This is a genomic window from Rhodanobacter ginsengiterrae (genome assembly GCF_050026815.1).
Lineage (GTDB): Bacteria > Pseudomonadota > Gammaproteobacteria > Xanthomonadales > Rhodanobacteraceae > Rhodanobacter > Rhodanobacter ginsengiterrae.
The window spans coordinates 340,986-360,294 of sequence record NZ_JALBWO010000056.1 but is presented as its reverse complement, the minus strand read 5'-3'; the positions used below and the strand labels follow the sequence as shown (position 1 = coordinate 360,294).

General features: G+C 63.8%; 19 protein-coding genes and 3 tRNA genes. 6 read left to right on the top strand and 16 right to left on the bottom strand.

Translation table 11 applies throughout. The annotated features are described in order from the left end of the window. Both ACQGNJ_RS14520 and ACQGNJ_RS14515 read left to right on the top strand, forming a co-directional pair. Positions 1-876, top strand: a complete 876-nt coding sequence (locus ACQGNJ_RS14520) for a ComEC/Rec2 family competence protein (protein ID WP_426689951.1) — start codon at positions 1-3, stop codon at positions 874-876. After that, positions 873-1,553 (top strand): hypothetical protein, encoded by a 681-nt coding sequence (locus ACQGNJ_RS14515; RefSeq protein ID WP_426689950.1) that lies wholly within the window; start codon positions 873-875, stop codon positions 1,551-1,553. Before ACQGNJ_RS14520 ends, ACQGNJ_RS14515 begins: the two co-directional genes overlap by 4 nt. Positions 1,554-1,583: 30 nt before the next feature. On the opposite strand, the gene ACQGNJ_RS14510 is transcribed toward ACQGNJ_RS14515, so the two are convergent. The 4 genes from ACQGNJ_RS14510 to ACQGNJ_RS14495 all read right to left on the bottom strand — a co-directional run bounded on the left by ACQGNJ_RS14510 (position 1,584) and on the right by ACQGNJ_RS14495 (position 4,311). Next, positions 1,584-1,886: a helix-turn-helix domain-containing protein gene (locus tag ACQGNJ_RS14510; protein WP_426689949.1), complete on the bottom strand. Its 303-nt coding sequence runs from the start codon at positions 1,884-1,886 to the stop codon at positions 1,584-1,586. Next, positions 1,870-2,253, bottom strand: coding sequence for a type II toxin-antitoxin system RelE/ParE family toxin (locus ACQGNJ_RS14505; RefSeq protein WP_426689948.1), 384 nt, complete (start codon positions 2,251-2,253; stop codon positions 1,870-1,872). The genes ACQGNJ_RS14510 and ACQGNJ_RS14505 overlap by 17 nt, the downstream gene beginning before the upstream one ends. Before the next feature lie 139 nt (positions 2,254-2,392). After that, a complete protein-coding gene (locus ACQGNJ_RS14500) occupies positions 2,393-3,595 on the bottom strand; it encodes a tyrosine-type recombinase/integrase (RefSeq protein ID WP_426689947.1) in 1,203 nt (400 codons plus the stop codon). A 329-nt stretch (positions 3,596-3,924) separates the two neighbouring features. Beyond that, complete coding sequence (locus tag ACQGNJ_RS14495) at positions 3,925-4,311, bottom strand: HU family DNA-binding protein (protein WP_426689946.1); 387 nt, start codon at positions 4,309-4,311, stop codon at positions 3,925-3,927. A 232-nt stretch (positions 4,312-4,543) separates the two neighbouring features. On the opposite strand from ACQGNJ_RS14495, the gene ACQGNJ_RS14490 reads away from it, so the two are divergent. Beyond that, positions 4,544-6,679 (top strand): putative bifunctional diguanylate cyclase/phosphodiesterase, encoded by a 2,136-nt coding sequence (locus tag ACQGNJ_RS14490; protein ID WP_426689945.1) that lies wholly within the window; start codon positions 4,544-4,546, stop codon positions 6,677-6,679. Positions 6,680-6,792: 113 nt separating this feature from the next. Here the strand turns inward: ACQGNJ_RS14490 and ACQGNJ_RS14485 are convergent. The 9 genes from ACQGNJ_RS14485 to serC all read right to left on the bottom strand — a co-directional run bounded on the left by ACQGNJ_RS14485 (position 6,793) and on the right by serC (position 14,308). After that, positions 6,793-6,866 (bottom strand) — tRNA-Cys (locus ACQGNJ_RS14485). Positions 6,867-6,949: 83 nt separating this feature from the next. After that, a tRNA-Gly gene (locus tag ACQGNJ_RS14480) sits at positions 6,950-7,025 on the bottom strand. Positions 7,026-7,152: 127 nt separating this feature from the next. Next, a tRNA-Gly gene (locus tag ACQGNJ_RS14475) sits at positions 7,153-7,228 on the bottom strand. 71 nt (positions 7,229-7,299) lie between these two features. Then, complete coding sequence (pgsA, locus tag ACQGNJ_RS14470; protein WP_426689944.1) at positions 7,300-7,911, bottom strand: CDP-diacylglycerol--glycerol-3-phosphate 3-phosphatidyltransferase; 612 nt, start codon at positions 7,909-7,911, stop codon at positions 7,300-7,302. A gap of 72 nt (positions 7,912-7,983) precedes the next feature. Beyond that, the gene (gene uvrC, locus ACQGNJ_RS14465; RefSeq protein ID WP_426689943.1) at positions 7,984-9,825 is read right to left on the bottom strand and encodes an excinuclease ABC subunit UvrC; all 1,842 of its coding nucleotides are present in this window, start codon (positions 9,823-9,825) and stop codon (positions 7,984-7,986) included. Positions 9,826-9,863: 38 nt separating this feature from the next. Next, complete coding sequence (gene kdsB, locus ACQGNJ_RS14460; protein WP_426689942.1) at positions 9,864-10,643, bottom strand: 3-deoxy-manno-octulosonate cytidylyltransferase; 780 nt, start codon at positions 10,641-10,643, stop codon at positions 9,864-9,866. Between the two features lie 63 nt (positions 10,644-10,706). Continuing rightward, on the bottom strand, positions 10,707-12,017 hold the full coding sequence (gene aroA / locus ACQGNJ_RS14455) for a 3-phosphoshikimate 1-carboxyvinyltransferase (RefSeq protein ID WP_426689941.1): 1,311 nt from the start codon (positions 12,015-12,017) through the stop codon (positions 10,707-10,709). Continuing rightward, positions 12,014-13,132, bottom strand: a complete 1,119-nt coding sequence (gene pheA, locus ACQGNJ_RS14450; RefSeq protein ID WP_426689940.1) for a prephenate dehydratase — start codon at positions 13,130-13,132, stop codon at positions 12,014-12,016. Before pheA ends, aroA begins: the two co-directional genes overlap by 4 nt. Positions 13,133-13,222: 90 nt before the next feature. Beyond that, the gene (gene serC / locus ACQGNJ_RS14445) at positions 13,223-14,308 is read right to left on the bottom strand and encodes a 3-phosphoserine/phosphohydroxythreonine transaminase (RefSeq protein WP_426689939.1); all 1,086 of its coding nucleotides are present in this window, start codon (positions 14,306-14,308) and stop codon (positions 13,223-13,225) included. Positions 14,309-14,571: 263 nt separating this feature from the next. Between serC and ACQGNJ_RS14440 the strand changes: the two genes are divergently transcribed. Next, positions 14,572-15,390, top strand: a complete 819-nt coding sequence (locus tag ACQGNJ_RS14440; RefSeq protein ID WP_426689938.1) for a LysM peptidoglycan-binding domain-containing protein — start codon at positions 14,572-14,574, stop codon at positions 15,388-15,390. A 51-nt stretch (positions 15,391-15,441) separates the two neighbouring features. Here the strand turns inward: ACQGNJ_RS14440 and ACQGNJ_RS14435 are convergent, their stop codons facing one another. The 3 genes from ACQGNJ_RS14435 to ACQGNJ_RS14425 all read right to left on the bottom strand — a co-directional run bounded on the left by ACQGNJ_RS14435 (position 15,442) and on the right by ACQGNJ_RS14425 (position 18,563). Next, positions 15,442-17,142 carry a protein kinase domain-containing protein gene (locus tag ACQGNJ_RS14435; RefSeq protein WP_426689937.1) on the bottom strand — a complete coding sequence of 567 codons (1,701 nt, stop codon included), beginning with the start codon at positions 17,140-17,142 and terminating at the stop codon, positions 15,442-15,444. Positions 17,143-17,152: 10 nt separating this feature from the next. Then, positions 17,153-17,680 carry an FHA domain-containing protein gene (locus ACQGNJ_RS14430; RefSeq protein WP_426689936.1) on the bottom strand — a complete coding sequence of 176 codons (528 nt, stop codon included), beginning with the start codon at positions 17,678-17,680 and terminating at the stop codon, positions 17,153-17,155. 115 nt (positions 17,681-17,795) lie between these two features. After that, positions 17,796-18,563 carry an FHA domain-containing protein gene (locus ACQGNJ_RS14425; RefSeq protein ID WP_426689935.1) on the bottom strand — a complete coding sequence of 256 codons (768 nt, stop codon included), beginning with the start codon at positions 18,561-18,563 and terminating at the stop codon, positions 17,796-17,798. Between the two features lie 92 nt (positions 18,564-18,655). On the opposite strand from ACQGNJ_RS14425, the gene ACQGNJ_RS14420 reads away from it, so the two are divergent. Further along, positions 18,656-18,931, top strand: coding sequence for a polyhydroxyalkanoic acid system family protein (locus tag ACQGNJ_RS14420; RefSeq protein WP_426689934.1), 276 nt, complete (start codon positions 18,656-18,658; stop codon positions 18,929-18,931). 107 nt (positions 18,932-19,038) lie between these two features. Then, positions 19,039-19,257 carry a translation initiation factor IF-1 gene (gene infA, locus ACQGNJ_RS14415; protein WP_007508585.1) on the top strand — a complete coding sequence of 73 codons (219 nt, stop codon included), beginning with the start codon at positions 19,039-19,041 and terminating at the stop codon, positions 19,255-19,257. Positions 19,258-19,309: the final 52 nt, after the last annotated feature.

Below are 19,309 nucleotides of genomic sequence, written 5' to 3'. Positions count from 1 at the left end.
ATGCCTGGCGAAATGATCCTCAAGATGTGGGACGTGCAACATGGAGCATGCGCGATGCTCACGCATCGCTCACCTCTTGGTGTGGAAGGGCATCTGGCAATGATTGACTCAGGGGATAACGGCGCTACTGGCTGGAAGCCGAGCACCTACATTCGGCATTACCTCCAGCGCAACGTGCTGGATTACCTGTTCGTCACGAACGCCGATCTCGATCACATCAGCGACCTGGATAACCTCTGGCAGGAGGGCATTGCAGTCTCGTCCTTCATCAGAAATCGCAGCGTTACGCCTGACGTGCTGCGAATCATCAAAGAAGCTGGCGGTCCGGTTACCGAGGACATCAAGCGATACCTGGATATTCATGCCGGCTATGTCCACCCGGTGGATGCCCCGTTCGATCAGTACATGGGCGGCATAACATTCCGAGCCTTCTGGAACTCCACGCCGCGTTTCTATGACACCAACAACCTGAGTATGGCGGTGTTTTTCAAGTACGGGGCGTTCAAGATTCTGTTCCCGGGTGATCTCGAAGAAGACGGTTGGCTTGCGCTGCTCGAACAGCCGGCATTCCGAGCCGAGCTGATTGACACCACCATCCTTGTCGCTTCTCATCATGGGCGGGAGAACGGCTATTGTGCTGAGGCATTCAACTACTGTCACCCGCAGGCGATAGTCATGTCAGACAAGGCCATCGTCCACGATACGCAACGGATGACCCAGATCTATCGGCAACGTGTCATCGACCACTGGCCAAACGGCGTCATCGTCGCGACTACGGGAAAAAATCGGCGCGTGCTGACAACACGACGCGATGGCACGATTCAAATTCGAGTCGATGACCGCAACTTCACTATTGAAACCGAGCATCGCGGATGAAAGACACCAAAGACTACAGCAGCAAAACGCTCAAGGGCCGCAATCTGGCGTGGCTGGTGGCGACGCTCGTCTTGGATTGTCTGGTTCTCTTGGTCTGGGCATTTCATACGACAGTGGAAGATTTGACGCCGACTCGACTGGCGGTGATTCGTGGCAGCTTGACCACGTTGCTACCGATTCCTGCCTTGATCCTCTCATCGCTCATTTCCGCAAACGTCAAGGCCATCCTCGTTTTTTGGCGCATCAAGTACCCGCTCCCAGGCTCCAGGGCGTTTTCGGTACACGCGCCGGCAGATCATCGGATTGACCTGGCGACACTCAAGAAGCATGTCGGCGAGTTTCCGGTTGGCGCACGGGACCAGAACGCCAAGTGGTACGGCCTCTACAAGCAAGTCGATTCCGACCCCTCGGTCGCGGATAGCCACAAGAATTACTTGCTGTTCCGCGACATCGCGGCGATGTCGCTGATTCTCGTTCTTGCGGTTCCCGCCGTGATGTATTTCAACGGTATCGACCCGTCACGCATTTTGATATGCGTAGTCTGGTTCCTCGGTCAGTACCTGGTTGCAGCATTTGCCGCGAGAAACACAGGATTTCGATTTGTACAGAATGTCCTTGCTATGCACGCAAGCAGGAAGGTCGGCAACTCAAGAACTACGAAAGCAAACGTACCCTAGCTACGGCGGATCTGCGGATACGAACAAGCGTCAGATGATGGCCTGGAGTCCCTTGTCGGCAATGACGTTGAGCAGTTTGAGTGCCGGGCCGGCGGGCCGAGTGTCACCTTGCTCCCACTTGCGCACGGTCGACGCCGTGGTATGCAGGTGATGCGCAAATACCGGCTGGCTGAACTTCAAGGCTTCGCGTAGGTGCTTGATGTCGGCAGCACTGAACTCCCGCACCGGCGGCGGGCAAATCGCGTCGAACTCGCGCATCGTCACCTTGCTGATCGCACCCACTTCGTGGAGCGCGGCCAGGTCGTCACGCAGCGATTCAATGATCTTGCTCACAATGCACCTCCAATAACACGCCTGACTGCAACGCCTTCGACAAGTCTTCCGCAGACAGATCCAGAAATACCTTGCCGGCGAATTGCAGCGCCTTCTTCTCGTCTTGCGTGATGTTCGCCTTGTCGCTTTTCGGGAACCCATGCAGGAACACATAGCGGCTGCCAATCCGGGCCGACAGCAGCGTGCGGTAGCCGCCGCTCTTGCCGCCACCGGGACGGGCCACCCGCTTCTTGTAAAGGTGGCCGCCCAAATCCGCGTCGATCAGACCACGTTCCATCTCCTTGACCGCCTTGCACAAGGCGGTATCGGGCAGCTTCTCGCCTGCCTGCCACCGCGCAAAATCCTTCCGCTTGAGGATGAGCGTCATCTTGACCTCCAAACTATACCCGAAACGGGTACACTTTTCCAGACCCCGACGCGGTGCCTACGCGGGGAACGTGGCCGGCCCGATTGTCGTGTCGCCGTCACGACAATCGGGACCGACGAGATGGGATGCTGGCTGCTGCTCACACGGCCACCTGCTCCGGTTCCCGGCATGCACCGATAATCAACTTGCGGCGGCTCGCCACCAGTTCGGCGGCCTTGCGCACCGGATCGTCCTCGGTGTGGACGTAGCGCATGAACATCGCCACAGTCTTGTGCGCGGTCAACGCCATGCCGACCTTGACCGGGATGCCAGAGTTAGCAATGTCGGTGGCCGAACGGTGGCGGATGCCGTGAGTACCGACCCTCGGCACACCGGCCCTGTCAAGGAAGCGCCGCCACGCCTGGTCGTAGGAGCCGGGACTCAACGGTTTGCGGTGATCCCTAATCGCAGGGCAGACATAGGGCGAGTCGCCGTAGTGCGGCGCATTCGACAGCAGCCACCGGGCTTCCTCACTCATGGGCTTGGACATATCGCCGGTCTTGCTGTCCGGCCAGACCACGCGACTGTTGGGCAGGTCGAGCCAATCCCATTGCAATAACAGAATCTCCGACATACGGGCGGCAAACTCGAATTGCAGCCGGACAGCCAGCAGGTAGATGGGATTCTCCAGGCATTCGATTTCGGCTCGTTCTAGATAGGCAAACAGGTTGACCATCTGTTCGTCGGTGATGAGCCGAGTCGAGCCTTTCTCCGGGTACTTGGGCACATGGCGACAGGGGTTCGAGCCATCGGGACGGTAACCCCAAAGCTCCGCCAGGTTGAACATCTTGCGGACGCAGCACAGCACACGGTTGGCTTGGGTGGGTGACTTCTCCAGGCGCTTCATCAACGCGGTGATGTCGTGGCGCGTGACCTCATGAGCCTTCTTGCTGCCGAAGGCCGGGACGATGTAGCTGTCGATATGGTACTGGTAGGTCTTTTGCGTGCTCGGCTTGTTGTGCGGCTTGGAGTGGTCCTCCATGAATCGGACGCAAAGTTCCTCGACCGTCGGTGCCCTCCGGGCTTCCGATTTCTCGTGGCTTGGGTCGCCGCCGCGCCGAACTTCTGCCAGCCAGTCCCGGGCCAGCGATCGAGCCTGCTCGACGGTCAGTTCACCGAACAATCCAAGCGATGGCTTGCGCCGCACGCCCGAATTTGTGCGGTAATGGAGCATGAACACCTTCCTCCCGGTTGGTGTAACTTTGCAGAGAAAGCCGGGGACGAGCGTATCCCGGAGTTCAACGTCGGAGGGCTGCGGCTGCGCGGCTTCAACCGCGGTCTTGGTGAGTTTGATCTTGGCCATTGGGTGCTCCTGAAAATCCCCGATTTCCAGGAGCCGGCTAGGAGCCAAGCGAACGGGAACCGGGGCGGTTTGCATCGCGCACCGGCATATCATCCAAGGCGTTGACCCGAGGGGAAACCCGCTACAGCAAGCTGTATCCAAGCCGAGAGGTGTCCGGTGCAGGATTCATCCTGCCGCTTAAAATCCCTCACCCTCACGGGTATCCCGGTTCGATTCCGGGTCCGGGCACCAGGCATGTACCCATGCCTGATCGCCGCACAAAAAAAGTGCGGCAGACAAGGCCGCCGCACTTTTGAGACAACAGACGCTGGGTAACTAACAGGGGCTTATCAGGCCGCTGCATCCTTGAGCTTCTTCAGCGGGCGGATCTTGACCTTGACCGAAGCCGGCTTGGCCGCGAACCACTGCTCTTCCTTGGTGAACGGGTTGATGCCCTTGCGCTTGGGCTTGGCCGGCACGCTGACCGAAGTGATCTTCAGCAAGCCGGGCAGCTGGAACGAGCCCACGCCCTTCTTGTGCACGGAACCTGCAACCGCGCCTTCCAGCGCGGCGAGCACCGCACGGACGTCCTTGGCGACAACGCCGCTGGCTTCCACGATGTGCGCGACCAGGCTGGTCTTGTTCAGCGCTTCCTTGATCGGCTTCGGAGCGGCCGGTGCGGCTTTCGCCTTCGGTGCCGGCTTGCTCTTGGCCGCTGCTTTCTGTGCCTTTGCCATGAATTTCCCCCTCGTCTAGATGTGATGGATTGTTTGAGTGCCTCACGGCACGCTGAATGTAGGGGAATTTAAGGGTTCCGCCAACGGGTCTCGCACAAAAATCTGCAATTACCGCGGGAAATTCGCACGTCTGACCTGGTGCGGACCACTTTCCGGCGGGTATGGCGTACGCTACGCGCCAGGGATCCGTCGGCCTGAAGCGGATTGGGGGAGTCATATGGAAGCGGCGGCGATGCATCCCGGCTTTGGCTATTTCACGGCCTCGCTGCTGGCGATCGCTGCCCTGGCCTACGGTGCCGCCGTGCAATTTCTGGTGATCGGCGTGCGCCAGCGTCACGACTTCACCCACCTTGCCTTCGCTGTTCTGGCGGCGTGCCTGGCCACGCTGGCGCTCGGCAATGTCCTGATGAACGTCGCCACCTCGCTGGCTCCCGCCGTTCGCGGCCTGCGCATCATTACCGGTGCAGCCATCCTGGCCTTGCCGGCACTGATGGTCTTCGTCGGCTGCTACACCGGCAAACCGGCCACCCGGCATGTCTTGATGGCGGTCTGCCTCGCCGCACTGGCCATGTTCGCATTCAATCTCGTCGAGCCCTACACCGTATTCGACACGGAGTTGCACGAAGGCCCGACGCTGGTGCTGCCGTGGGGAGAGTCGCTGTTCACCCTTGACGGCACGCGTTCCCTCGCGGGTGATGGCTTCCGCTGGGCGAGCTATGTGATTTTCATGTGGGCGCTGTACAGCGCGGCACGGCAATACCTGGACGGCCAGCGCCTGCGCGGCGCGATGCTGGGTGTGTGCCTGCTGGTGCAATTCATTGCCTTGCTGTGGGGTGCCATCGTGGTCAGCACGCTGGGCAGGCCCTACCCATCGCTGGACGCGTTCGCCTTCCTGTCCTTCGTCATGTTGATGGCTGTTTCGCTGGCCAGCCAGTTGCACGGACATGCGCTGCAACTGGAGCGCACGGCCAGCGAATTGCGCGCCGAGGCGGACATCCGTCGCGAAACCGAGCTCGACCTGCGCCACGCCGCCTACCACGATGCGTTGACCGGGTTGCCCAACCGGCTGCGGGCGCTGTATTCCCTCGCCGACCTGATCGCCGATGCGACGCAGTCGCGCCAGTACGGCGCGGTGCTGATGATCGACCTCGACAACTTCAAGACCATCAACGACTCGCTGGGTCATCACGTCGGCGACCGGGTGCTGGAGAGCATCGCCGACAGCCTGCTCGCCGTGGCGCCCGCCGCATCCACCGTGGCCCGTCTTGGCGGGGACGAATTCGTCGTGCTGCTGGGCGCCTCCGATGCCGATGCCGAAGGCGCGGCAGCGCGCGCGATGGGCCTGGCCGAAGGCATGCTGCGGCGACTGGCTGCGCCGCTGGCGATCGACAACCGCATTCTCGGCGTGGGTGCCAGCATCGGCGTGGCGGTATTTCCCGAGGAAGGCCATGGCCCCGCCGATGTCGTTCGCTGTGCGGACATCGCCCTGTATCGCGCCAAGTCCGGCGGTCGCAATGCGGCACGCTTGTTCCTGCCGCACATGCAGCGCGACGCCGATGCACGCCTGGAGCTGGAGCGCGGACTGCGCACGGCGCTGGAACAGCAGGACTTCTCGCTGCACTTCCAGCCGCAGGTGGACATGCATGGAACGCTGGTGGGCGCCGAGGCATTGCTGCGCTGGAGCCACGCCAGACTCGGTCAGATTTCACCGGCCAGTTTCATTCCGATCGCCGAGGAGACCGGCCTGGTGCACGCCATCGGCGCGTGGGTGATCGAGCGTACCTGCCAGCACATTCGCCAGTGGCGAGAGTTGGGTCTCGATTTCGGCGGGCGCATCTCGATCAATATCAGCCCCTGGCAAATTGCCCATCCGCAATTCGTCTCGAACATCGCCGCGCAAGTGGCGGCGGCAGACCTCGAGCCTTCGGTGCTCACCCTCGAGCTGACCGAGAGTGCCCTGCTCGGCGATTTCGACGCGGCACTGCACACCCTGCAGCAACTTTCCGCGATCGGGTTCCGACTGGCTCTCGACGATTTCGGCACCGGCTACTCTTCGCTTGCCTACCTGCAGCAACTGCCGCTGGACGAACTGAAGATCGATCGCTCTTTCATCGGCACGCTGCAGCCGACCATCGCCGATCCGCTGGCGGCATTCGTGATCGACGTGGGCCGTCGCCTCGGCATGACCACGATTGCCGAAGGCGTGGAAACGGCGGAACAGGAAAACGTACTGCGCGAACTGGGCTGCGATCTCATGCAGGGATATCTCATCTGCAGGCCCCTGGCTGCTGACGACTTCCAGCGCTGGGCAGAGCGCCGAGCGCCGGCCGACAGTCCCATCAGCGAAGTGGCGGCCACGACTTGCTGATACTCCAGTCAGCATGCCAGCCGCGCCACTTCTTCGTGCAAGCAGAAATTCTGCGTCCAACAAAAAAACCCGCCAAAGGCGGGTTTCAGGGCTGAGGACAGCCAATCGGGCAATGGAGGCCTAGGTCGGAATCGAACCGGCGTACGCGGATTTGCAGTCCGCTGCATGACCACTCTGCCACCAGGCCATTGCTTCGTGAGTGCGATCGTGATGATCGCAGGTTGTCTCGAAAAAACAAAACCCCGGAAAACCGAGGTTCTGCGTTGAAACTGGAGCGGGAAACGAGACTCGAACTCGCGACCCCGACCTTGGCAAGGTCGTGCTCTACCAACTGAGCTATTCCCGCATCTGAGCCGCGAATCATACCAGAACAGATTTGCTTGTGAATAGCCTCGGCGGCAAATTCGGCAAGGGATTTCATCCGGGTTCCGAAATGCCGAGGCCCCGAACATGTCGGGGCCTCGATTTCGAACTGGAGCGGGAAACGAGACTCGAACTCGCGACCCCGACCTTGGCAAGGTCGTGCTCTACCAACTGAGCTATTCCCGCATTGGAGCCGCGCATTCTAATACGTGATTGCGGATCGTCAAGCCCGGACTTGGTCCGGCATGCGCTGACGCTCAGGGATTCTCATTGCCGCCCGCCGACGGATTCTGCAGATCGCTGCTGAGCAGCGGCCACGCGGCGCGCAGATAGGTCACGCCGGACCAGATGGTCAGCACGCCGGCAATCACCAGCAGCGCCTCGCCGATGTGGTACAGCCGCAAGGCCTCGGCAGCCTTCTCGTGCTGCACGATCAACACCACCAGGGCGACCATCTGCATGACGGTCTTCAACTTGCCGATGAAGGCGACTTTCACCGTGGCGCGCATGCCGATCCCGGCCATCCACTCGCGCAACGCCGAAACGCTGATCTCGCGGCCCACGATCACCGCAGCGGTCACCGCCATCAGGATGCCCGGCCAGCCACCGCGATGCGACTCGACCAGCAGGAACAGGGTGACCGCCACCATCAGCTTGTCGGCGACCGGATCGAGGAACGCGCCGAACGCCGAGGTAAGATTCATCCGCCGGGCCAGATAGCCGTCCAGCCAGTCGGTGAATGCGGCCAGCACGAAGACGATCGCCGCGGTGATGTTGTGGCCCCTGAACGGCAGATAGAAGACCACCACCATCACCGGCAGCAATGCCACGCGGAACAGGGTCAGCCAGGTCGGCAGGTTGATGCGCATGATGGGTCCGAATGATTTGCTGCAGTTTCGCACGCCCGCACGCTACTGCCGAGTGAACAGGTTTGCCGGAGTTCAGCCATGCAGGCTCGCGTAGATCCGCTCCGCCAGCCCGCGATCGATGCCTTTCACCTGCATCAACTCCTCGACGCCGGCGCCCTCGATGCCCTGCATACCGCCAAACGCCTTCAGCAGCGCCGAACGCCGCCGTGCGCCGACGCCGGGCACGTCCTCCAGCACGCTGCGCTCGCGCGCCTTCTCGCGACGTTTGCGATGACCGCTGATGGCGAAGCGATGCGCCTCGTCGCGCACCGCCGCCACCAGATGCAGCGCCGGCGAGGACGAACCCGGATGCAGCTCGCGACCCGGGCTTCCCGGTTCGAGCCGGGCCAGCACCAGGGTTTCCTCGCCTGCGCGACGACCGGGGCCTTTCGCCACGCCGACCACCTCGATGCCGACGACGCCCAGTTCATTCAGCACATCCAGCGCCTGCGCCACCTGACCGCCGCCGCCATCGATCAGCAGCAGATCAGGGCGCACGCCCTCGCCTTCCGCCACCTTGCGGAAGCGCCGGGTCAGTGCCTGATGCATCGCCGCGTAGTCGTCGCCGGGCGTGATGCCGGCGATGTTGAAGCGGCGATAATGCGATTTCTCCGGCCCTTCCGGACCGAACACCACACACGAGGCAACGGTCAACTCGCCCATCGTGTGGCTGATGTCGAAGCACTCGATGCGCCGCGGCGGTGCTTCCAGCCCGAGCAGCTTCTGCAGGTCATCGAAGCGCGTACCCAGGGTTTGCCGGCTGGCCAGTCGCGCCGTCAACGAAGCCTGCGCGTTGCGCTCGGCCATCTGCAGGAATTGCGCGCGATCGCCGCGCACGCTGGATTTCAGCTCCACCGCGCGGCCGGCGTGCTGGCTCAGCAGCTCGACCAGGATGTCGCGATCGGCCGGCGCTTCACCCAGGATCAGTTCCCGCGGCACCGGTCGGTCGAGGTAGTACTGCGCGATGAACTGCGCCAGCACATCGGCCGGCTCGGCATCCAGCGGCAGTCGCGGGAAGAACTCGCGCGTGCCCAGGCTGATGCCGTTGCGGAAGAACAGCACGCTGATGCAGGCCATGCCCGCTTCGATGCGGCAGGCGATCACGTCCATGTCCGCGCTGGCGCCCTGCACGTGGTGCTGCGCCTGCAGCTGGCGCAGGGCTCCGACCTGATCACGCAGTTTCGCCGCTCGTTCGAACTGCAGTGCCTTGCTGGCCTGCTCCATCGCCTCGGCCAGTTCGTCGATCACCGCATTGCTGCGACCTTCCAGGAACATTTCGGCGTGGCGCACGTCGCTGCGGTAGTCCTCGACACTGATCAGCGCCACGCACGGCGCGCTGCAGCGACCGATCTGGTACTGCAGGCAGGGCCGCGTGCGGTTGCGGAAATAGCTGTCCTCGCACTGGCGCACCTTGAACAGCTTCTGCATCAGGCTGAGGCTTTCGCGCACGGCGTAGGTGCTCGGATAAGGTCCGAAGAAACGGCCCGGCAGGTTCTTCGCACCACGATGGAAGGCCAGCCGCGGATAGTCCTCACCCGTGGAAAGGTAGATATACGGGTAGCTCTTGTCGTCGCGCAGCAGGATGTTGTAGCGCGGCTTGAGCGACTTGATCAGCTGCGATTCCAGCAGCAGCGCCTCGCCTTCGGTGCGCGTCACGGTGATCTCGACGCGGGCGATCTGCGCCACCATAGCGGCGATGCGCGGCTCCATCCGGGGTTTCAGGAAGTAGCTGCCAACGCGCTTCTTCAGGTTGCCGGCCTTGCCCACGTAGAGCAGCTCGCCAGCCGCATCGATGTGGCGATAGACGCCGGGCGCGGAAGTGAGTGTGTGAACGAAGGCCTTGCCGTCGAAGGGGGGCGATTGCGCGGGTTGCATGGGACGATTCTAGTTGGCGGCGCCCCCGATATGGTGGCTCAGTGCTGCGTGCGCAACCATTGCTCGGCACGTTCCAGATCAGCCTCGGTGTCAATGCCGGGCGGGAACGGCTCCGGCGTCAGCCGCACGGCAATAGCATGGCCGTGCTCAAGCACGCGGAGCTGTTCCAGCGACTCGGTCTGCTCCAGCGGTGTGCGCGACAGCCGCGTGTAGCGACCGAGGAAGCTGGCACGGTAGGCGTAGATGCCGATGTGCCGCAGGAACGGCAGGCCCGATGGCAGCGTGTTGCGGTCGCCGGCAAAAGCCTCACGCGCCCACGGCATCGGCGCGCGGCTGAAGTAGAGCGCGTGTCCGTTGGCCGCGCGCACCAGTTTCACCACGTTCGGATCGAACAGCTCCTCGGCGTCGATGATCGGTGTGGCCAGGGTTGCCATCGGCGCATCGTCGCCGGCCAGCGCCTGCGCCACCGCGCGGATGCCGGCCGCCGGCGCGAAGGGCTCGTCGCCCTGCAGGTTCACCACGACGCTGTCGTCGCTCCAGCCATAGTGCTGCGCACACTCGGCCAGCCGGTCGCTGCCCGAGGCATGGTCGGCCCGGGTCATGCAGATGTCGATGCCGGGCTGCCCCGCCAGCGTGTCGGCAATGCGCTGGTCGTCCACCGCCACCACCACCTGGCTGGCACCCGCCTGCAGTGCGCGCTGGGCCACCCGCACCACCATCGGCACACCGCCGATCTCCCGCAATGGCTTGCCCGGCAGGCGGGTGGAGCCGTAACGGGCGGGAATGGCGACGATGAAGGGAGCTACGGCATTCGACATGGACGGAGTCTTCGAACGGGGGATGGGTGATATCGCCACGATACAGGCAGCGGCGACGACGGATCAGCCGGCGTCGCGCAAGTTGAAACCGCAACCGTTGGCCAGCGCCGGAAAATCCGGGAACGACGTGGCTACATGGCTGCAATCGTTGATCCGCACGGGCGCCGTCGCCACCAGCCCGGCCACGGCGAAGCTCATCGCGATGCGATGATCGAGATGGCTTTCCACCGTACCGCCATCCAGCCGGCCGCCATGGATGATCGCGCCATCGGGGGTTTCCTCGATGCGCGCGCCAAGCGCACGCAAGCCGGTGGCCATCGTCGCGATACGGTCCGATTCCTTCACCCGCAGTTCGGCCGCGCCACGAATGACGGTGTGGCCACTGGCCACCGCCGCGGCGATGAACAGTGCGGGAAACTCGTCGATCATGTCCGGCACGATCGTCTCGGGCAGCTCCACGCCGTGCAGCGGCGCGTGGCGCACCCGCAGATCACCCACCGGTTCGCCACCGGCTTCACGCTCATGTTCGATCGTGATGTCCGCCCCCATCAAGCGCAGCGCCTGCAGCAGACCGGTACGACGCGGATTGAGCCCCACCCCCGGCAAGCGAATTTCGGAACCGGGCACGATGCTCGCCGCCACCAAAAAGAACGCGGCCGAGGAAAAGTCGGCGGGCACCTCGACATCGGTGGCGCGCAGGGCATGGCCGCCTTGCAGTCGTGCGCGCCCCGGCGCAAACGCGATCGGCCAGCCGAAAGCGGCGAGCATGCGCTCGGTGTAGTCGCGGGTCGGATGCGGCTCGATGATCTCGGTTTCGCCCGCGGCATACAGGCCAGCCAGCAACAGCGCGGATTTCACCTGGGCGCTGGCTACCGGCAGTTCGTAGCGGATGCCGCGCAATGGCTGGCCGCCATGCACCTGCAGCGGTGGCAGGCCGTCGCGGGTGTCGATGCGGGCGCCCATCAGCGCCAACGGATCGGTCACCCGGCGCATCGGCCGCTTCGACAACGAAGCATCGCCGATCAGGCGGCTGTCGAACGCCTGCCCTGCCAACAATCCGGCCAGCAGCCGCATGCCGGTACCGGCATTGCCGCAATCCAGCGGCTGCGCCGTACCCCGCAGCCCGTGCAGGCCCACGCCGCAAACCACGCGCTCGCCGGCCGAGGGCGTGTCGATGCGCACGCCAAGCTGCGCCAGCACCGCCGCCGTGGCGCGGGTGTCCTCGCCCTCGAGAAAGCCGCAGATGCGCGAGTTGCCCTCGGCGATCGCCGCCAGCATCAGCGCACGGTGGGAGACCGATTTGTCGCCTGGTACGCTCACCTGTCCATGCAGCGCCCGGCCCGCCTGGCTGCGCCAGTCCAGTCGACCGCTCAAGGCAGCGCCACCGGGTAGGAGCCCAGCACGCGCACGGTGGCGGCCGTGGTGCCAATGTCCTGCACCGCCGCCTGCAACGCGCCTTCCTCGATATGCCCGGAGACGTCGATGAAGAATGCGTACTGCCACTTGCCGGTGTGCGCCGGTCGCGACTCGATCCGGTTCAGGCTGACGCCATGCTTCGCGAACGGGCTGAGTACGTCGTACAGCGCGCCCGGCTTGTCGTTCACCGTGATCAGCAGCGAGGTACGGTCGTTGCCCGAGGGCGGGAACAGCGAACGGCCGATCACCAGGAAGCGGGTGGTGTTGTCGGCGCGATCCTCGATCGCCTGTGCCACGGTCTTCAGGCGGTAGACCTTGCCTGCGGTTTCGCCGGCGATGGCCGCGACATCGTCGGCATGCAGCGCCAGCCGGGCCGCTTCGGCATTGCTCGACACCGCGATGCACTCGACGTCCGGCAGGTTGATGCGCAGCCAGGTCTTGCACTGCTGCAGCGATTGCGCATGGGCGTAGATCCGGCGCACGTCTTCCAGCTTTCCGCTCAACGAATGCAGGCACTGGTGCACGCGCAACTCGATCTCGCCGCAGATGGTGGCCTCGGAGGTGAGGAACATGTCAAGCGTCACCTGGATCATGCCCTGCCCCGAATTTTCCACCGGCACCACGCCGAAGTCGGCGTGGCCGGCAGCGACTTCCTGGAATACTTCCTCGATGCTGCCCAGCGGCAGGCCGTAGGCGGCGTGGCCGAAATGCTTGCGCACCGCCTGCTCGCTGAAAGTGCCTTCCGGACCGAGAAAACCGATCTTCAGCGGATCTTCCTGGGCCAGGCACGAGGACATGATCTCGCGGAACAACCGCACCATCTCGGTATCGGACAACGGCCCATCGTTGCGGTCGACCACCATGCGCAAGACATGGGCCTCGCGTTCGGGTCGGTAGTAGTCGATCGCCGAGAGACCCTCGCCCTTCACTTTCGCCACCGTGCGCGCGTGGTTTGCACGCTCGGAGATCAGCTGCTGGATCTGCCGGTCGATGCCGTCGATGCGTTCGCGCATCTCGCCCAACGGAGTCTTCGGCGGCGTGAGGGTCGGGTCGGTGTCGCCGGGATCGGTCATGCGTTGACTGCCTGGGTGGATGGACGTCCAAATCATGGACGTCCGGATGATGGAACAGCATCGTGCCTGAAAAATCGCTCCGCTGCCCGGTCAACCGTGCCGACGGGCGAAATCGCCCATGAAATCGACCAGGACTTCGACCGCCGCCAGCGGAACCGCGTTGTACAAGGAGGCGCGCATGCCACCTAGCGCCTTGTGTCCCTTCAATGCAAGCAGGCCGGCAGCCTCGGACTCCTGCACGAAGACGGCGTCCAGCGCCGTGTCATGCAGGTCGAAACGCACGTTCATGCGCGATCGCGCCGAGGGATCGACCGGATTCCGGTAATAGCCATTCGAGCCGTCGATGGTGCGGTAGAGCAAGCCCGCCTTCGCGCGGTTGCGTTCGGCCATCGCCTCGACACCGCCCTGCTCCCGCAACCACTGGAAGGTCAGCCCGGCCAGGTACCAGCCCCAGGTGTTCGGCGTATTGAGCATCGAGTCGGCGGCCGCGTGTTCGGCGTAGCGGAAGATCCGCGCCATCGGCCGGCCGGCCCGCTGCAGCAGGTCGCGGCGGATGATCATCACCACCAGGCCGGACGGGCCGATGTTCTTCTGCGCGCCAGCGTAGATCAGCCCGAAGCGGCTGACGTCGAGTGGCTCGGACAGGATATTCGATGACAGGTCCGCGACCAGCGGCACCGCGCCAACCTCGGGTACGTCGTGGAACTCGACGCCATGGATCGTCTCGTTCGGTGTGTAGTGCACATAGGCGGCATGCGGGTCGAGTCGCCAGCCGTCGCGCGGCGGCAGCTTCAGGTAGTCGTCGGCCGCGCTGTCGGCCGCCACGTTCACCTGCACATACGGGCGGGCTTCGCCAACCGCCTTGGCGCTCCAGTGTCCGCTGACGATGTAGTCGGCGCTGTCATCCGGACCGGCCAGGTTCATCGGAATCTGCGCAAAGTGCTGGGTGGCGCCGCCCTGCAGGAACAGCACGGCGTAGTCGGCCGGTATCTGCATCAGTTCGCGCAGGTCGACTTCCGCCTGAGCTGCCATCGCGATGAAGCGCTTGCCGCGGTGGGACTGTTCCATCACCGACGCGCCACTGCCGTTCCAGTCCAGCAGTTCGCGCTGCGCACGTTCAAGTACCGCCGGTGGCAAGGCGGCCGGACCGGCGCTGAAGTTCCAGACTCTGCTCACGTGCGTTTGCATCCTGTCGGAGTGTGTTTCACGCATTATGGCGCGGCGCAACATGGGGTGGTCAAGCTCAGGTATTCACGGGTCTGCCACAAATTGCCTGCGAAGCTTTATGCCATGCTTCAGGGGCGCGGGGGCGACGGCGAAACCAGCATGTCGGGAGGCCGAAACAGCCCGGCAAACAGGCCACAGGTCGCGATCAGAGGCACAAGGCATTGGCAAGAAAACTTCGTTCAGGCGGATCGTGGCTCGGGCAGGCCAGGTTCGTGCTCGTCCTGTTGGCCCTGCTGGCTGTGACAGGCTGCGCCCAGCTCAACACACTCAAGTCGAAGGTCAATGGAAGTCCGACCACGACACGCGAGGCGCCATCCGCCCAACCCGATGCCCGGCAGCAACTGTCGTTCACCGCGATCGTCAACAAGCTGCAACTGGGCCGCTACCGTGAAGGCGAACACGACCTGCGGCAATACCTGCGGCAGCACCCGGGCGACCGCCCGGCACAGGCCATGTTGCGCCAGCTGGTGGCCGACCCCGAACAGACGCTCGGCTCCCGTTCGCAGCCCCACGTGGTGCAGGCGGGTGACTCCTACAGCACCCTGGCTGCCCGCTATCTGGGTGATCCCGGAGCATTCCTGATCCTGGCCCGCTACAACGGATCGACCAATCCATCGATGTTGCGCGCGGGCGAAACGATACAGCTGCCGCTGTCCGCCTCGGCTGCATCGGTTGGCGACTCGCAGCTGCCGGCTCCAGTCACCGAGTCGCCAACGGCAAAGGCGGAACGATTGCAAAGGGAGAGCATGTCGCTGCTGGATCAGGGGCAGCACGACCAGGCGCTGACGCGCCTCGGTGAAGCCCTGTCCATCAAACCCGGGCTGAAACCGGAAGGACTGCAGGCTGCGGCGCTGCGCAAACAACTGCTTGCTTCCTACCACGAACAGGCCATCGTGCTGTACCGCGACCAGCAGTTGGACCCGGCCATCGCACTGTGGAACCGCATCCTGGCGATTGACCCGAACTACGAGCCGGCAGTCATCTATCGGGCGCGGGCGCTCGAACTCGAACGTCGACTGAAACAGATGTGAACTCCGCCGTGCTTCAGCGCGGCGACCGGACAGACGAAAAGCGCAGGTGGCTCAGCCGGCCTCTTCATCGACGGCGGACGGCGTGATGATTTGCGTCGGTTGTGTCGCGTCATCCGCCACGGCAGACAGGGAGGACGGCTCTGCAAGAGGATGCCGCGTCTGCAAGGCGCCGTTCATCAGGTTGAAAGCGCCGAACAGTCGGCCCAGTTCGTCCCTCCGCTCAAGCCGGATGCGGTAGCGAAAATCCCCCCGGGCAACCCGGAGCAAGGCATCGCCCAGCATGTCCAGCAGGGCCAGTGGTCGCCGGAACAACCAGTAGGCGGCACCGACCACGGCGACGAGCGTCAGCACGAGGACGGCCGTGATCACCCACAACGTGGTCTTCTGTGCCGCGCGCAACGGTTCATTGCTGACGCCCAGGCGCAGCTCACCGACGGTCTTGGTCTGGTAGCTGACGGGGATGTCGAACAACAGCATCTCGTGGGGATGCGTACCGTCCACGATCCCGCCGCGATAGCTTTCGATGCCATCCGATTGCGCCAGGTCCGGTTGCTTGCTCGGGGAAGGCAGTTTCTGCCCGACCTCCGCCTGGCGCGTGCTGGCAATGATGTCGCCCTGTCGGTCAGCGATGGCGAGATAGTGGATCTGCTGGTTGCGCGCGACATCCGCCACCAGCGCACGGGTGGCGGCCTGATCGCCCAGCAGCAGGTTCTCCGCCGACTCACCGGCGATCACGCGTCCCAGCGAGCGACCGAAATCCAGGGCCAGCCCCGTTATGGCGGTGTTTTGCCGGGCATGGATGGCAGCCAGCCCCAGCAGCAGCACCAGGCACAAGGTGACGCCCAGGGCACCGGCCCAACGCAGTCGCAGCGAGATGATGCGGCTGGCCACGGGTCTTTCGCGCATCCGCTCGTGCTCGCGACGTGCCGCGCGCAGATCGTCAATGATTTCGGTTCCGCGCTGATAACGTGCCTGGGCGACCGGCGCCAGCAGGGTACGCACGATATCGATCAGCATCGACGGCGTGGCTGGATCGACCGGTTCCACTGAAGGATGCGGGTTGCGCTGTCGTTCCCTGATCAAATGGCGCAGGTCTCCGCTTCCCGACCAGGGCAGTTTGCCGGTGACCAGCCAGCAAAGCACCACGCCGAAAGAGAACAGGTCGCTGCGTGCGTCGGCCGGCTCGCCGCGCAGGCGCTCCGGAGCCATGTAGGCCGGCGTGCCGCCGATCTCCCCGGAATCGCCGCCGGCATCCTGCGCCCGCCGACGGTCGGCGATGCCGAAGTCGCTGATCTTGGCGTACTGCCATCCCTCGGCCAGCATGATGTTTTCCGGCTTGATGTCATGGTGGATGACACCCTGGGCATGGGCATAGTCGAGTGCCGAGGCGATCTGGATGGCCAGCTCGATGATCAGCGGCAGCGGCGGCAGCCCCTCCTTCGCGACCCGGCTGGCCAGCGTCTCGCCAGAGAGGCGCTCCATTGCGATGTAGGCGTGACCATCGTCGGTCTCGCCTACATCGAAAATCGTGACGATGTGGGGATGGGTCAGGTTGCCTGCGGCGCGGGCCTCGATCTGGAATCGTTGCCTGTAGCCCGGGTCGGAAGCCACCTCCCGATGCAGGCACTTGATCGCCACCTGCCGTTCGATCCCGGGATCGAAGCCGGCATAGACGACCGCCATGGCACCTTCGCCGAGGATCCCGTCGATGCGATAGCGGCCGAGGGTCCGGGGCCAGGCACCTTCGCTCATCGCGACCGCATCAGCGCAGCCACCAGACCAGCGCGGCCAGGCCGACCAGCACGATCAACCCGATGATCGCCAGGCGAACAAACCGCCGCGGGCTGGATGAGCCGAAGTCATGGGTCAGAAACACCAATTCGACCTCGCCGAGGCGAACGCGATCGCCGTGCCTCAGGACCATCTGATGGATCCGCTTGTCATTCACGAATGTACCGTTGGTCGACAACGTGTTCATGAGCACGCAATGTCCTTGCTGGTTCGTGATCCACGCATGCGAAGAGGAAACGCTCGGGGCAGTTACAACAATATCGTTGCTGGCAAGCCGGCCGATCGTCTGACGGCCTGGATGAATGGAAAACCTCTGTCCGCCGAGCTCCGGACTGATGCCCTCCAGCACCGGCTTGTGCGCGCTGGGCCGCCCATCGGAGGCCTGGTCTGCCTCGGACGCAAGTTGACGCAAATCCTCCTGGGCGAAGAATCGCGTTCCCTGCGGACCGGAGTCACGCTTTCCGGAGGCAGCAGGCGACAAGGGGCGAGGAATATCCATGCGGTGTTTCAACTTTGGACCTGTCCGGCATTGTAACTGACCGTAGCAGGGCGGCCCTGCATCATGCCTCGAAGGTCGGGCCCGATGCATGAAACCTGTCTTGCTTCGAGTCGGCTCAGAAGCGGATCAGCAACACCAGCGCGATGCCCAGCGCCAGCACGGCAGCGGTGACGATCAGCCACCACACCTCGCTGGTGGGGCCCGCCGATTCCTCCGGCAGATGCTGCGGCCAGGCCGCGGCCATCACGATCTCCGGCTCCGGTTCCATGCCCGGGCCGTCGATGCTGAAGCGGTGCATCGCCGCGCCGATCTGGTCGCCGGGCCGCAAGGCCAGCTTGTGCACGGCTACTCCATTGACCCGCAGCGGATGGCGCTCGCAGGCGCGAAGGCTCTCCACCCACAGCTGGCCACCTTCCCAGAAGATCCGCAGCAGCACCACGTCGCCCTGCGGAAGTTCGAGCGGGCACACCGCGGAGGAGCCAAGCTCAAGGCCGTTCTGCAAGGACATGACCCGACCCGACAGCGGCCCGGCAACAGCACGCAGCGCCACCGTGCAGCGCCCCTGTTCGGTCACCTGCAGCGCGCTGCGCTGAGTGGGGTCCTCGTTGGCACGCAGCAACATGCGGCAGTCGCCGACACTGATCACGTCACCGGCGCGCAGCAGCGCCTGCTCGCGCACCGGCCGGGCATTCACGTAGATGCGATCGGCCGACGGCATCACCTCAAGTACCCAGCCACGGCGATCCTGGTGGATTCGCAAATGCTCCGGCGCCGCCTGGCCGGAGGCCAGCACGAGATCGTTGTGGGCAGCGCTGCCGATCCGCAACAACGCCTGCGTCCAGTGAAAATCCTCACGGGCCGCATTGGGAAATTCGATACGCATGGATGAACCGGTCGAAGGACCGCGAAACTCTATCATGCGGCCCCATGCCGTTAAGATGCCGGTTCAGACAGTCCAGGATTCCGGAACCCGCCATGCCCAAGATTGATATCCGCCGCCCGCACCAGCTTTCGATCGCCGAGGCCCGTTCCGTGGTGGAACAGGTTGCCGCGCGCATGAAGGAAAAGTTCGGCATGGACGGACGCTGGCAGGATGACACGCTGCTGTTTTCCCGCCCCGGCGTCAGCGGCTCGATCGCGGTCGGCAGCGACGCGATCCAGGTCAAGGCCGAGCTGGGCCTGATGCTGGCTCCGCTCAAGGGCATGGTCGAGCAGGAGATCCGGCGCAAGCTGGACGAGCATTTCAGCTGATCCGCCTCCGTTCAGCGCTTGCTTGATGATTCTTTAACCAAACGCTCTTTCGTGGCATAATCGTCGGCTTACGCGGCCACGATGGCTGCGCGTGAACCCCGGAACACATGGCCAAAGACGACGTCATCGAAATGGAAGGCACGGTCCAGGAGACCTTGCCGAACACCATGTTTCGCGTACAACTTGAGAATGGGCACGTCATCATCGCCCACATCTCCGGTCGCATGCGCAAGCACTACATCCGCATTCTCACGGGCGACAAGGTCAAGATCGAAATGACCCCGTACGACCTGAGCAAGGGGCGCATCACCTACCGCATGAAGTAAGGCGGTGGCGCGATGCTGCCGAAACGCAGCAGAAACGTGGTGAAGTGCACTA